The organism is Paenibacillus sp. OK003 (assembly GCF_900109515.1).
Taxonomy (GTDB): domain Bacteria; phylum Bacillota; class Bacilli; order Paenibacillales; family Paenibacillaceae; genus Paenibacillus; species Paenibacillus marchantiae.
In genome coordinates this window covers 206109-220588 of record NZ_FOBD01000008.1, presented here as the reverse complement: position 1 = coordinate 220588, position 14480 = coordinate 206109, and the positions used below count along the sequence as shown (strand labels likewise).

Genomic DNA, 14480 nt, shown 5'->3' with positions numbered 1-14480 from the left:
TTCCAACCTTCGGTACAGCCGGTTCTCTTCGTTCTTTTATCATCATTCAGCTACAACCGGAACCGTAAAAGCTCCTGATGCATCTCCGCACTGATATCCCGCAGGGTTTTCACCTTAGTGCTTGCTTCGGCGAACGAACGTTGCTGCTCGGCCGTTGAAGCTGTAATTTCCTCACTGCTTGCAGCTGATTGTTCTGTGATGGCGCTTATGTTTTCAATCGCCTGCTGAACCTGTGCGCTAAGTTTGCTGGATTGCTGCATGTCTTCCGTAAGCTGATTAATGCTTGTGCTGATCCGCTCTACACTGTGACGAATGCCGGAGAAGGATTCGCCGGTTTTTCCGGTAGCCTGCTCCTGTTCTGCAAAGAGCTGAATGCTCTGTGTCACAGAGTTTTTCACTTTGTCCATAGCCGCCGTGATTTCGCCGACAGCCCCAAAGATATGCTGTACCGATTGCTCCGATTGCTCGGCCAGTTTCTTCACTTCCCCCGCGACGACAGCAAAGCCACGTCCGGCTTCACCTGCACGTGCCGCTTCGATGGAGGCGTTCAGAGACAGAAGGGTTGTCTGTGTAGCGATGCCCGACACATAGGCAGTCATCGTTGCAATCCGGGAGGCGCTCTCCTCTAGTTCCTGGACAGTCTTTTCTACCTCAGACATGGCAATCCGGTTTACTTCAGCCAGTCGAAGCTGCTCCTGTACGGCAATATGTCCCTCCTGCACGGAAGTCAAAACTTCGTTACCATAGATGGCCGATTGTGAAGTCGCCTGAAGATTGCTTTCAAACATATGCTGCATCTTGTCCACAACCATAACCGTGTCACTTAGATCCTCAGCAATTTTCTGACTGCCAATCGACAGTTCTTCGGTCGTTCGGGATACTTGCTGCACAATGGCCTGCACGGTATCATTGCCGCGATCAATGTCCTGTGCCATCCCATCAACACGGTTTCCTGCCGCACCAATGGATTGAAGAATACTGCGAATGTTCCCCGTCATAAGGCGGAAGGAGCGGTTTAAGTCATCCAGTTCATCTTTGCCTCGTGTCTCCGGAAGCTGCTGCGTAAGATCGCCGTTCGCAATTTGTCCTGCCGCTTCCTTCAAGGTGCGGATGCGTCCCGCCAATTGTCGTGAAGTGTACATGTTGAACAGCAGGACAGCGACAAGCAGGACGATGGCTCCGGCGAGAGCAATCTGCCAGGTCCGCTGAATGTCTTGTTCAAGACCTGCTGTATATTGGTCGTATCGATCCCGGGTCACCTCATCCAGCATATAAATATCATTTTGTATGCCTTTGACCCGTGAGCTGAAACGTTTGGCGTCCGAACTGTTCATGGCTGTGATGGCTTCGGTCGCGCCCGTGTCCAGAGCCGTCAATTTGGTTTGGATCGATTGAATCAGGCGAAGCTGTTCATCCGTTTCCAGCAAGCCTTCTGTGAGCTGCTTTACCATGGTTTTACCTTCACTTAGCAAGCGTGCAACATTATCCTGATTGCCAGCTGTCATGGAGAACGAGTACACATCAAGCGCCTGCTCGGTCTGAATCTGGTTAGCGTTCAGCTCAGTAACCTTCAGCATGGCAGGCACCAGATTTTGATTTTTGGCATTCATGCTCAGCAATTGAATAATGATATAGGCTACTAGCAAAAGGCATAACAGTAAAGATACGATGGCATTCAATATCAGTTTTCCCTGCAATTTCATAAGCGTGCCTCCATATTAGCAATTGATTTATTGATCTAGGGTAATTTTGGTTTTGCCGGAAGCGATCTGTGCTTTCAAATCTTCGAACGTTTGCTGTTGTTCGTCCGTGAGTGTGATGTTATGTAGGGCGGTTAAACCTACGCCGTTTTCTGCCAGACCATAGAACATTTCTTTTTCGGGAAATGAATGCTGGTTCTGAATGAACGTATTAATGGCGTTATGAAGAGAGACATCTACATTTTTGAGCATGGAAGTGAGTACTGCTTTTTCTGCTAAAAAGAACTGATCCTGGTCCACGCCAATGGCGTATTTACCTAATCTCTGAATCTCTGAAAGTGAGCCTATGCCGGTAAGTCCGGCAGCAACATAAATGACATCAACACGCTGTTCCTGAATCATCTGCGCCGCGAGCTTTCCTCCAAGATCAGGATTGCCGAAATCCCCGGCGTACACGACATGGACTGTGGCATCCGGATTAGCCGCCTTTACACTTTGCTCAAAACCTTGCTGGAAATCGTGAAGCACCGGAATATCCATTCCACCCAGGAAGCCTACATGGTCTTCGGTTGTTGCAAAGCCAGCAATAATACCTGCAAGATAGCTGCCTTCTTCTGCTTTGAAGGACATGGAGGTCACATTGGGGAGATCGGAATGCCCGTCAATGATGAGAAAGTGCTGATCGGGATACTTCTGAGCAACTTTCTCCAGATCGGTTTTTATCGTGTCGCTTAGACCAATAATCAGAGCAACCTTATCCTTCGCAAATTGCTCAAAGGCTGCCTCGGATGTCAAATCCTTTCCCGGTTCCTTGTAATCAAAAACAATACTGTTCTCGTTTCTTGCCTGTACCAATCCCTCAAAAGATGCGTCACTGAAAGAATGATCACCCAAGCCGACATCCGTAAGAACGATTCCGACTTTAGTTCGCTGATCTGCGGGGGACGCCTTATCGGTTGCCGAACATGCTCCCAGCATCAGAACAACCAGAACCATCATCATGGTGAACCCGAATTTGATTTTACCTTGTGTTTTCATGTGCGTATGCCCTCTTTTCTGTAAGATGGAGATGACGTGTGAGGTGAGCAATTCCTCTATATGTATATCGGACGGTAGTAGAGTCTCTGTAATGGGTAAGGATGAAAATTTACGGAAACTCAATAAAATTCCAATTAAACCCATAAATTATACATAAAATTTACATTTGAAGAGGCATGAATTCTATACAGAACCTGTGATACGTCTTGCTGGTCAACGGTAAAAAGAAAGATAAAAAAGGCAAAGAAGAGACCGATTAGATCTCTTCTTTGCCCTTTCCTTGAAACCAAACGAATGATGAATGATTACATATCATGAATCAATACATTCATATATATGAACGGCTTTCCCGGTTCCCGCAGCATATGCCGTACTCCTGAACGTTACGTTCCCGCTCTCATTCAGCTGCACTTGCAGCCTATTACCACGCTGCTACCGAGCCATCGGCCCGGCTTTCCGTACCGCCACATAATACACCGTTGTCCGGGTTGCGCCAGATGATCTGGCCGCGTCCAAACATCGACGGATCGAGGGCGACCTGTATATCATGCCCTTTGCGGGCAAGCGCCTGTGCAATATGCTGAGGGAATCCGGGCTCAACCAGGATCGTTTTGCCTTTGGTCCACTGCCAGCGCGGAGAATCGAGCGCAGCCTGTGGATTGAGGTGGAAGTCCACCGTATTCATGAGGACCTGCACATGACCCTGGGGCTGCATGAAACCGCCCATGACCCCGAATGGTCCAACCGCTTCGTCACCCCGTGTGAGGAAGCCCGGGATGATCGTATGATATGTCCGCTTGCCCGGCTCTAGCGCATTGGCATGATCCGGATCAAGTGAGAAATTATGTCCCCGGTTTTGTAGGGCAATGCCTGTGCCCGGAACAACCAGCCCGGAGCCGAAGCCCATATAGTTGCTCTGGATGAAGGAAACCATGTTGCCCTCACCATCTGCCGTTGCAAGATACACTGTTCCGCTTGCCCTTGGGTCACCCGCTTCAGGCGGAAGCGCCATATCACCAATGAGCTTGCGCCGTTCGTCTGCATACGCTTCGGATAATAATTCCTGCACCGATAGGCCCATCTTGCGTTCCTCGGTAATATATTTCTCCCCATCGGCAAACGCCAGCTTCATGGCTTCCAGCTGCCTGTGGTATGCCAGGACGGATTCCTTTTCTTCAAAATCAAATCCCTTTAACAGATTGAGCGCCGCCAGAGCAATCAGTCCCTGACCGTTCGGTGGGATCTCCCACACGTCATATCCGCGATAGGAGACCGAGATCGGATCAACCCATTCAGGCTGGAATGCAGCCAGATCTTCTTTGGTCAGGTAACCTCCGTGTTCTGCCATAAAAGAGTGAATACGCTCCGCGAGTTCACCTTCATAGAAGTCTCGCGCCCCGCTCTCGCCAATCCGGCGCAGTGTTGCCGCATGATCCGGCGAACGCCAAATCTCGCCTACGGCTGGAACACGCCCGCCTGGGGCAAACGTCTCAAACCACGCTCGCCCGGCTTCCGCATCGCCTTGGCGTGCGTAGATATCGGCTGCCCGTGCCCAATGGCGGGCCAGCCCCGGCGCAAGCGGGTAACCTTCATCCGCGTAGCGGATAGCCGGTTCCAGCGCTTCCGCCAGCGTAAGCCGTCCGAATCGGCGGCTCAGCTCAGCCCAACCCGCCGGTGCGCCAGGCACCGTCACCGGGATGACCCCAAGCTTCGGCATCTCCGAGTAGCCTGCCGCTTTGAGCGCCTCAATCGATATACTCTGAGGCGCAGGCCCGCTGGCATTCAGGCCGTGCAGCTTGCCCTCGGTCCAGACGAGGGCAAAGGCATCGCCCCCAATGCCATTGGACGTTGGCTCCAGCACGGTGAGTGCAGCAGCGGTGGCGATCGCGGCATCAATGGCGTTGCCGCCTTTTTTTAACACATCCAGACCGGCTTGCGCAGCCAAAGGCTGTGAAGTGGCGACCATGCCTTGTTTGGCATAAACGGGCACACGGTAAGACGGATACGGTTGGTAGAGTGGATCGTAGTTCATCAGGTTGTTCAGCTCCTTGTCGCAAGATGTCAGGTTCCGGCTCGCCGGATCAATTACTCCTAACCCTCTTCGGAACAGGTAACGTGATCTCCTGCTGCCAACGCGAAATCCAACCTGACATAGCCCGTGAATAGGGCTGATACAGTTGTATTCATATCAGTGCCATTGTATTTTTTTCAAAGATTTGAGATGTTCTCCAGATGACTAGGTCGTTACCATATCGCCGCCATTGACATGAATGCACTCACCAGTGACATAGGAGGAGTCGCGGGAAGCGAGATAGACGTAGGCAGCTGCTAGTTCATAAGGTTGGCCTGCCCGGCCCATCGGCGTCTCGGTTCCAAATACCTGCACGTCTTCAGCGGAGAAGCTGGATGGAATGAGCGGGGTCCAGATGGGTCCCGGAGCCACACAATTGACCCGAATTCCTTCGGATGCGAGCGATTTGGCGAGTACACGAGTCAGAGAGACCACAGCCCCTTTGCTGGATGAGTAATCGATCAGTTGCACTTCACCTTTATAGGCCGTAATGGAAGCCGTATTGATGATGGATGCTCCTTTGCACAGATGTGGGAGAGCCGCCTGAATCAGAAAAAAGTAGGCAAACACATTCGTCTGGAACGTATGGTACAGCTGTTCTTCCGTAATATCGACAATGCTTGGCTGTACGTACTGCACGCCATGATTGTTGACCAGGACGTCGATCTTTCCGAAGGTTTCCATGGTCGTACGGATGACAGCCTCGCAGTTTTTCTTCAACCGCAGATCGATCTCAATTAGCAAACACCGTTGTCCCAGCTCTTCAATGCGTTCGCGTGTCCTTTCGGCGTCGGTCCGTTCATATAGATAAGCGATGGTGATATCTGCACCTTCCTTGGCAAAAGCAATAGCTGCCGCTCTGCCAATTCCGCTGTCACCACCGGTAATAATCGCAACCTTGCCTTTCAGCTTGCAGCTGCCAATATAAGCAGGATCTTCGCTGATCGGTTCAGGCACCATCAGGGTTTCCAGACCTGGCTGCTGGTCCTGATGCTGGGGTGGGAAAGCCAGCTTTTGTGGCTTGCACACCGTTTTCTCACCGTAAAAAGGATAGACAGGATTCATTCGGTTTACATCCTCCTCGCACGTTCGTTCATACGCCTAAACTATGCATTCGCCCAGAAGAAGGTGCGGCAGAAGGAAGAAGGGCATTTGTTTTTGGCGCAAAGTATACCATAATAAGGATGTAGCTATTGCAACAATTCATTAAAATGTGGAGGTGTCAGGAGCCAAATGAATATTCAGGGGATTAATCATCTGTGCTTTTCCGTATCCAATCTGGAGCGGTCCATTACCTTTTATGAGCAGGCTCTCGGTGCCCGTATTCAGGTGAAAGGCCGGAAGCTGGCATATTTCGAACTTGCGGGAATTTGGATCGCTTTGAATCAGGAAGACGTCATTCGCAACTATACGGAACGAACGTATACACATATTGCTTTTACTGTAAAAGAAGAGGAATTCGATGAGTCAGTGCAGCAGCTGAGAGCAGCCGGAGCTCATATTCTTCCCGGAAGACCACGTGACCCGAAAGATGCATTATCTGTTTATTTTATCGATCCCGATGGCCATCTGTTCGAGCTACATACCGGAAATATGAAGCAAAGGCTGGATTATTACCGGGAAGACAAACCTCATATGACCTTTTATCCATAATACCATCGTGCAAATGGAGGTAAATGGTAATTAACATGTTTAATGTCACTGCAATTATCCGTAAAATAAGTCTCAGGTTCGCCGAGCATATAGGACATATCTAATCCAAACGATACAGAAGGAGAGATGGGCGTGGAGAGCAAAGGATGCAAATTACGGGTAATTGCAAGTGGACTCTGCATGGCCACAGTCGTGCTGGTTTCCATTCTTACAGGTGAGATTCAAGTTTCGGGGGAACACACGAGGCTTGTTGAATTTTCGAATCAACAGAATTACGAACTTTCACCAGTGACTCAGCTTGATTTGAATGATCCGGTTCCGCGTTAAGTGAACGTATTGGTTTAATCCTGTGTCGTTTAGGAGATTGACCCGAACATGGGGGCCTCTGTATCAGAGACCCTTTATTTCATAAAACATTTTCGTTTGCCTCTGTAGTTGTTATAAGAAGATAGGATTCGTTTTTACTTGATAAATGATTTGTAGTCGTTATATTCCATTTTACGATCCTGTTTGCTTAAGAGGAGTAATTGATGGCTGATGTTCGCTTCACGCTCTGCATAGATACGTTTTAGCAGGTCGTGGCTCATTCGTAGAAAGTAATAACCTTCGTCCGGATTGTCTTTTTCGTGGAACACCACGCCGAGAAGACGATATAGTTTTGCTCGTAGTATCCCTTCATCCCGTTGATCCAGCAGTTGGAGGGCTTCTTTGATGGCAGCCTCTGCTTGTAGAGTTTCGCGTTCCTCCAGATAGATTTTACTGATTTCCTCCAATATGGAAGCCTTTTTGTCGGGCAGTTTGCGTTTGTCGTATATTTCGGCGCATTCAGCTAGCAAAGGAAGGGCTTCTTTTTTTTGCCCCATATGGAGCTGAATTACGGCAAGGTTGTGAAGGGCCAGAACATAGGATTCACTCTTTGCTCGTTTATATGAATCTGCCGAGATTTTGGTCCAATCCTGGCTTAATGACAAGTGGCCTTCCTGTTCGGACATGTAATACGCTTTGCCCAGACCAAGCGTGATCTCACCGTACAGTTCATGCTGTCCTGTCATCCGAGCTTCTTTTTCTGCTTTATGATAAAAATCCAGGCCTTGATCGACATTCCCCAAGCGCAAATGAGTGGTTCCAAGATACATTAGCGCACGAATATGATCATCCTGCAGGTGTTTAAGCCGGCTGCTGTAAGTATACGCCTGTTCATAATATTTCCGGGCAGCATGGAAGAGCTCTGCATGAAACGCGGCTCGACCCATTTCCAGATAATATTGGACAATACGCTCCCGATCTCCGGTGCGGGTTACCGTAAAGGCGGCAGCCTCTCCCTTATCCATGGCTTCCCGATGTTCTCCCATTCGGTTATGGCTGCGCATGATTAGGAGGTAGGCTTCTGTCTGGTCCAGCGTATCCTTGGTCAGTGTGAGCACATTATGAGCCATGCGAATGCAAGCGTGGTCATTGTTTTCCTCAAAATATGATTTTGCTTTGTCCAGCACAGCCTCACCAATATCCGTATCTGTCTCTGTATTTCCTCCCAAAAAATATTCCATAGGTGTATTCAATCGTCTCGCAATGATCTTCAACATACGCTGGGAAGGAACGGCTCTGCCCTTTTCAATAAGACTGATATAAGAGCGCGTCATATCCTCTCCCGCCAGTTGCTTTTGCGAAAGTCCAAGCTGCTCCCGGATTTCCCGGATTTTGGGTCCGACCATGTTCATTCACCGTCCCTTAAATATAGTTGGATATTACTAGAATTGTGGATTGTATGTTGACTCCATGGAGTACGCAAAAACAAGGGGTAAGGAGTGTAAGGGGCATTTACCTCCATTTACAGTTTAATTCCAATTTGGGAGATTATAGAATGATAGTATCCAAGATGAAAGGAGGAGAAATGAATGGTCCTTAAAGCGACTCCGATTACACTGGAACAACTGAAACGCAAAGAAATCGAAGCAGCACAATTGGAAGCTAACGTACTGGGTGAGACTCGTGAAGTCAGTGCCCGTGCAGTAGAAGCCCGTGCAGTAGAAGCTCGTGCAGTAGAAGCTCGTGCAGTAGAAGCTCGTGCAGCAGCGGCTCGTGCAGTAGAAGCTCGCGCAGCAGCGGCTCGTGCAGCAATAGCTCGTGCAGCAGCAGCCCGTGCCTGATCTTACTTACTTATCGCGTTACGTTAGATTCATAGATGGGAGCTTCCACGGAAGCTCTCTCCCTATATTCAGAGAGATTCGCACGTTGGTGATAACGAGGTGTCTTGAGCCGATGCATATTAAAAAAATATGGTCCTATATTCCAGAACATATCGTACCCATCCGGGAACTGAACGATGCTCTGGGACTCAACACTGCCCAGACGAAAGTACTGGAAAAAATTCATGGTTTGAAACAGGTTCGGCAAGACAGGGACGGGGATCTGGCGGCCCTGCTCGGGCGTGTGCTTACCCAGGTGGTAACCCATCGGGAGGTAGCTCCTGCTTCGATTAAGTATATCATTTATTGCCACACAATTCAGGAAAATTTCCCCTTTCCTATGAAAGTTTTGCAGGGCCTGAAACGGGCGTACGGACTGCAGCATGCCATTGCGTTTTCACTTACGCAGCAGAACTGTGCATCGGGTTTGGTTGCCCTGAATGTTGCGGAGACTTTGCTACCTTCATTGGAAGCGGATGATCATATTTTAATTTTGACAGGGGAGAAAACGTTCAGCCCCGTTGTACAGCTGATTCCCAACACAACCGTGATGGGAGAGGCAGCCGCGGCTGTCCTGGTCGGCAATAACGGAGATGGAAGCCGGATGGTTGGACTGACGAGTATTACGCTTGGTCAGTACTGCAATGTGCTGACGGGAAATCCCCGATTACAAAGGGAATTCCAGGAGATCTACACGCCCCGGTTATGTGATGCCATTCTTGAAGCTGTGGAGCTTGCGGGTCTTGCGTTGCAGGACATTCGATATATCGTACCGCACAATGTAAATCTATCCTCCTGGAAAAAAGTAGCCGCCCGATTATCGTATCCCCTTGAACGAATGTATACATCGAATGTGCAGGAGATCGGTCATTGCTTCTGTTCGGATCCGTATATCAACCTTCAAGCCATTTTGGAGCAGGAGCTTCTGCAACCGGATGATTACTATCTGCTTGTTACGGTTGGTCTTGGGGTTACCTTCAGCGTAGCGGTAATGCAATATGCAGGAATTGGAGGCGGTAGTCGTGACGACAGTATTGACCGATTTTTCGAGCAAATTGAAGTGGGCGTTAACGGGCCAGGATAATGTTACTTTTGTATATCTGAACAATTTTGAGGTTGAGGAATATTGGAGTGAGCAGGGGATTATTAAGCTGCCTTCATTGAGTATCGGCTCGGCAGCAGACGTCGTGAACCGGATGGAAGAATTGGGGCTGTTTCTGGCCGGAGAGAACGATATCATTTTGCTTAAGAGTCTGCCCGATCAATCGTTCATGGCAGAGGCGCAGTCCCTCGGTTTTGGCCGGTCACGGTGCATTGCTGCGAAATGCAATGAGCCTGAACTCAACATCACTGCTAATCTCCTCAGTTGTCCCGACACGCTGGACAAGCTGCGGGAGCTATCCGAGGATTCCGAAACGTGTGCTTATCTGGTCCCCTTCGGGACATCGGATCAGGAAGAAGAGCTCTCCCGCCTTACTGGAATTCCTCTTGCAGTTCCCTCCGCAGACGTGTTCCGCAAGGTGAATGACAAAGGTTATTCGCGCCGCCTCAATACAGAGCTGGGCATTCGCCAGATTCCAGGCGCAGAATGTACGTCACTGGAAGAGCTTACAGTTGGTTTCGAACGCTTGAAGCCTGTACTCGAGCAGGGTGGACGTCTTGTGCTGAAGGATTCCATGGGCGTGTCGGGCAAAGGCATTACTGTAATTTCTGATGAAAGCCGGTTTTACAAATGTATGAGCATGCTGGAGAAGCAGGCGAGCAAAAAGGACATTCGTCGAATCAATTACGTACTTGAGCAATGGATTGACAAAATCGGTGACCTGAATTACCAGATCCTCATCGATCGGTCCGGTGGAGTCGAATTCCTCGGCGTAAAGGAATCGCTGGTAGAACAGGGTGTACATCAGGGACATCTCATGCCCTCTCGCTTAGATGACATTCAGCTTGGCATTATTCGAGAGGCAGCTTTGCAGATTGGTGCAGCTTTGCATCGGGATGGATATTACGGCATCGCTGGCATGGACGCGATACTGGATGAGGATGGCACGGTTTGGCCCAACCTTGAAATCAATGCAAGGTTTAACATGTCTACATATCAGACGAACATTCAAAATCGTTGGCTTCCGGACGGCATGTTCGGTCTCGCCAAAAAATATGCCCTGCGGCTCAAGCGTTTGCTTGAATACGGGGAGCTGCGCTCAAGACTGGGTGGGCTGATGTTCACACCGGAGAAAGGCGAAGGGCTGCTCATCAACAACTTTGCCACGGTCAATGCGGCTTTCAGAAGTGAGGGACGTCTGTTTTCGGGACGTCTGTATGGCGTAATTATTGCCTCCTCCCCCGAACGGCTGCGAGCCATCGATGAATCTGTAGAAGCCGTCTTAACTTCCATAAATGAGGTGATATGAATGTCCGGGGAATATCAGATTCAGCAGTTGCCCATCTCGGAAATAGCCGGGAAATTCGGGACTCCTTTGTATGTTTATGACGGGGAAGTACTGCAACAGGTGTATCAGGAGCTTAGGGGATTGCTTACGACCCACGTGGAGCTGTTTTATTCGTTAAAGGCTAATCCGAATGTGTCGATTGTACACATGCTGCAAGAAATGGGTGCGCAGGCCGAGGTATGTTCCCTGACGGAGTTGCACACGGCTCTAAAGGCAGGAGTAGCTCCGAACAGCATTATTTTTCTTGGGCCTGGAAAAAGCGATGATGAGATTGCCGCCTGTATACGTTATGGCATATATGCTATCGTGTGCGAATCATTCCAGGAGCTTGAGCGCATTGAGATGATCGCTGCCAGGGAAGGGCAAATGGTATCGGTGGCGCTGAGAGTGAATCCTTCCTTTTCCGTAAAAGGATCAAGGCTGACTATGGGCGGCAAACCGCGTCAGTTCGGCATGGATGAAGAGAGTGTGCTTCAGGGGAAGAAGCTGTTCGAGGGCTGCTCGCATGTGGAGATTATGGGACTTCACGTATACATGGGAACCCGCATGTTGGAGGTAGAACCGATTATCGAGAATACCCGTCACATTCTGGATTTGGCTGAGAGACTCGAACATAAGCTTGATATTACGCTGCGCATGGTTGATGTCGGTGGGGGATTGGGTGTGCCGTACCATGAAGGCGAGCAGCCCCTGTCCATTGCATCACTAACGGAACAATTGAATCCACAGTTTGAAGCCTTTCGCCTCCGACACCCGAATACCCGGCTGTTCATGGAGCTTGGGCGTTATCTGGTAGGCACTTCCGGCATGTTGGTTAGCCGCGCCTTGTACGTCAAGCAATCGTATGGAGAAAACTTTGTTGTGACAGATGGAGGAACGAACTGTCATATGGCAGCGGTAGGTACAGGTTCCTACGTGAAACGCAACTTTCCGATTGCATCCCTGACGCGTTATGGAGAAGCACCTGTAGCCGAGTACAATATCACCGGCCCCTTGTGTACACCCAACGATGTTGTGGGCAAACGTGTTCAGCTTCCCCCTATTATGCAAGGGGATTTGATTGGCGTGTTCCACTCCGGAGCTTACGGGCCAACGGCTTCTCCAACACACTTCTTGAGTCACGGAAGTCCAGCTGAAGTGCTGATCATCGGCGGAGAGGCCCATCTGATTCGGGATAGGGATACTCCGGAGGATCTGTTGGGCAAACAGCGTTTGATACAAGTGTCCCATACTGCAATAACCAATTAATAAGGAGAGATGATGAACATGACGACTGCATTGCTGCTTGAAGAGATTAAGGGTGCTATTGCTGAAGTGTTGAATACGGAAGCCAGGCAGGATATCCAACTGAGTACCTCTTTATTTGACGAACTGTATCTGGATTCGACTTCGGTTCTGGAACTGCTGATGACCCTGGAAGACCGGATTGAGGGTCTGGAGATCGATCCGGACGAGCTGGAGCCGGATGTGTTCGATACCGTAGGCTCTTTGGCTGCTTACATCGAGAAGCAGCTGATTGCGGCCTGATGGCTCCGCCTGTTGCCATTCGGGAGATGGGGGTCAGGCTTTTCTTGGAGAGCCATCCTCCATTCGAGCATCCTGATTTATTGCGCTTGCACCGGGATATGTTTGCCGATACTCCGGTAAAGTATGATGTTCATCTTTTGCGGGAGCGCAACAACAATGCCTATCACGATATGAGCGTGGAGCTTTTGGAAGCGACAGGGCTTGATCAGGTTATGCAGGATGTAGATGTGCTGCTGCTTGCTTACAATTTCCCGAATATTCGTCCCGATATTTCGATCGTGAATTATTTGATGGATCGCTATCAAGCGCGCTTTATCAGCTTTGCGGTAAACGATCTTGGTTTTGGCGCCCCCTTTGCAGCACTTCATATGCTTCAGCATTATTTGAACCGGGAGGAATTCAATAAGGGTATGCTGCTGATCATGGATCAGACGTCTCTACCCTATGAAACCGTGGAATTGAATGAATCGTCTGGGCCGGATACGGCTGCAGTCATTTTGCTCGACCGGATGACAGGCAAGGGACCTTGCCTGCTGGGCGTGGAGATACGATATGCCGACCAGTCCATATCCGATACGGCTGCTCTGGTATTGGATCAATTGTGCAAGGAGACATCCATTCACCAGAATCAGATTACCCTGCTCGCCCATCCTGATCTAGAGCAGGAGTGTGCGGGTGATTCATGGTACGAGGCGATTGAATGGAAGGGGTGTTACGATCCATCACACTGGAGTGCGGCCCCGTTCTTCGCATTGCAGGAGCTTCTGGAAGAGAAGGACAGGAGCGAGTATATATGTCTTATGCATCTGGAGCAAACTGATTCATTTATTCACGCGTTGTTAATCCAAACTGGAGATGCAAGGGTGGACAGTCAGTAACAAGGAGGAGGGAGAACCGTGTCATTCGGTATTGTGGATATTGGCGTCTACCTGCCTGAACACATCCAGCAACCGGAAGAGGTGCTGGCTGCTCTGGAATTGGGGAAGGGTGAACTTCAATTTTTGCGCAAATGTCATCACCTGGAAGGCGTACCTGTTACGGATTCGGGTCAGATGCTGGATGATACGATTGCACAGGCTGTGGAATGTCTTCAGACCAGGCAGTCTCTCGCCGGGATAGACCTTGTTCTTTATGTCCATTCCTTCCAGGTGCAGACACCCGGCGACTACAGGCTTGTGCAGCGTGTCTTACGACGCTTCGGAATGGAGCATGTACCTTTCTATGGCATATCCCAAATGAATTGTGCTTCGTCGATAGCGGCTCTTCAATGGCTTGAACGCCTATCACAAACACAGCCCCACATTCAGAATGTGCTGCTTGTTTGCGCTGATCAATTCAATTTTCTGCCTTCCGAATGGCGCTATCTACGCAAGTCGGCAATCCTTGGCGATTCCGCTGTAGCCGTTCTGCTAAGCAGGGATAGTCATCAGCACGTCATTCAGGCGACGCATATTTTTCGGGATACCCGGTTCCATACGGGCTATCACGCCACTGCCGATGAGATCACAGCATTTAATCGATTGTATGTCGATCATATCATTCAAGGTATGGAAGAGCTGCTGTCCAAGGAAGGATTGACTCTTGAGGATGTGGATCATATCTTTCCTCATAACGTTAACTGGACGACCTGGAGGGAATTCTCGCGAAGAACGGGGTATGAACAGGAGAGGATTTATCTGGATAACATTCAGCGAATTGGTCATACCTTCTCCACGGACCCGTTTATTAATTTGAGCTCAGGACTGGAGCAGGACTGGGTTTGCAGGAAGGGACGCTCCGTCATGGTCAGCATCGGGCTGGGTAGCTTTTTTGGTTTTGCATTGGTGGGTCATGGAGAATAAGAAGAACGAGTGAA

General features: G+C 49.6%; 14 protein-coding genes. 9 read left to right on the top strand and 5 right to left on the bottom strand.

Annotated features, from left to right (window positions below; translation table 11 throughout):
• Window positions 1-50: 50 nt before the first annotated feature.
• From BMW94_RS14575 to BMW94_RS14560, 4 genes are all read right to left on the bottom strand, one after another.
• The gene (locus BMW94_RS14575; RefSeq protein WP_090999418.1) at window positions 51-1703 is read right to left on the bottom strand and encodes a methyl-accepting chemotaxis protein; all 1653 of its coding nucleotides are present in this window, start codon (window positions 1701-1703) and stop codon (window positions 51-53) included.
• A 27-nt stretch (window positions 1704-1730) separates the two neighbouring features.
• Complete coding sequence (locus tag BMW94_RS14570) at window positions 1731-2738, bottom strand: BMP family lipoprotein (RefSeq protein WP_090999415.1); 1008 nt, start codon at window positions 2736-2738, stop codon at window positions 1731-1733.
• 421 nt (window positions 2739-3159) lie between these two features.
• Window positions 3160-4770, bottom strand: coding sequence for a gamma-glutamyltransferase family protein (locus BMW94_RS14565; RefSeq protein ID WP_090999413.1), 1611 nt, complete (start codon window positions 4768-4770; stop codon window positions 3160-3162).
• Between the two features lie 204 nt (window positions 4771-4974).
• On the bottom strand, window positions 4975-5874 hold the full coding sequence (locus BMW94_RS14560) for a glucose 1-dehydrogenase (RefSeq protein WP_090999411.1): 900 nt from the start codon (window positions 5872-5874) through the stop codon (window positions 4975-4977).
• A 168-nt stretch (window positions 5875-6042) separates the two neighbouring features.
• Here BMW94_RS14560 and fosB point away from each other — a divergent pair, with 168 nt between their 5' ends.
• Together fosB and BMW94_RS14550 are read left to right on the top strand one after the other, a co-directional pair.
• On the top strand, window positions 6043-6462 hold the full coding sequence (gene fosB / locus BMW94_RS14555; protein WP_090999409.1) for a metallothiol transferase FosB: 420 nt from the start codon (window positions 6043-6045) through the stop codon (window positions 6460-6462).
• A gap of 132 nt (window positions 6463-6594) precedes the next feature.
• The gene (locus BMW94_RS14550) at window positions 6595-6789 is read left to right on the top strand and encodes a hypothetical protein (RefSeq protein ID WP_090999407.1); all 195 of its coding nucleotides are present in this window, start codon (window positions 6595-6597) and stop codon (window positions 6787-6789) included.
• Between the two features lie 134 nt (window positions 6790-6923).
• Here the strand turns inward: BMW94_RS14550 and BMW94_RS14545 are convergent, their stop codons facing one another.
• Complete coding sequence (locus BMW94_RS14545) at window positions 6924-8174, bottom strand: helix-turn-helix domain-containing protein (protein ID WP_175480699.1); 1251 nt, start codon at window positions 8172-8174, stop codon at window positions 6924-6926.
• 183 nt (window positions 8175-8357) lie between these two features.
• Here BMW94_RS14545 and BMW94_RS14540 point away from each other — a divergent pair, with 183 nt between their 5' ends.
• The 7 genes from BMW94_RS14540 to BMW94_RS14510 all read left to right on the top strand — a co-directional run bounded on the left by BMW94_RS14540 (window position 8358) and on the right by BMW94_RS14510 (window position 14466).
• Entirely contained in the window at window positions 8358-8609 is a 252-nt protein-coding gene (locus tag BMW94_RS14540; protein ID WP_090999403.1) for a hypothetical protein, read from the top strand.
• 112 nt (window positions 8610-8721) lie between these two features.
• Entirely contained in the window at window positions 8722-9732 is a 1011-nt protein-coding gene (locus tag BMW94_RS14535; protein WP_090999401.1) for a 3-oxoacyl-[acyl-carrier-protein] synthase III C-terminal domain-containing protein, read from the top strand.
• Entirely contained in the window at window positions 9671-11059 is a 1389-nt protein-coding gene (locus tag BMW94_RS14530; protein ID WP_175480698.1) for a preATP grasp domain-containing protein, read from the top strand. Before BMW94_RS14535 ends, BMW94_RS14530 begins: the two co-directional genes overlap by 62 nt.
• The gene (lysA, locus tag BMW94_RS14525; RefSeq protein WP_090999397.1) at window positions 11060-12346 is read left to right on the top strand and encodes a diaminopimelate decarboxylase; all 1287 of its coding nucleotides are present in this window, start codon (window positions 11060-11062) and stop codon (window positions 12344-12346) included.
• An 18-nt stretch (window positions 12347-12364) separates the two neighbouring features.
• Window positions 12365-12625 (top strand): acyl carrier protein, encoded by a 261-nt coding sequence (locus BMW94_RS14520; protein ID WP_068964052.1) that lies wholly within the window; start codon window positions 12365-12367, stop codon window positions 12623-12625.
• 44 nt (window positions 12626-12669) lie between these two features.
• On the top strand, window positions 12670-13503 hold the full coding sequence (locus BMW94_RS14515; protein WP_175480697.1) for a hypothetical protein: 834 nt from the start codon (window positions 12670-12672) through the stop codon (window positions 13501-13503).
• 18 nt (window positions 13504-13521) lie between these two features.
• A complete protein-coding gene (locus BMW94_RS14510) occupies window positions 13522-14466 on the top strand; it encodes a 3-oxoacyl-[acyl-carrier-protein] synthase III C-terminal domain-containing protein (RefSeq protein ID WP_090999391.1) in 945 nt (314 codons plus the stop codon).
• Window positions 14467-14480 lie beyond the last annotated feature (14 nt).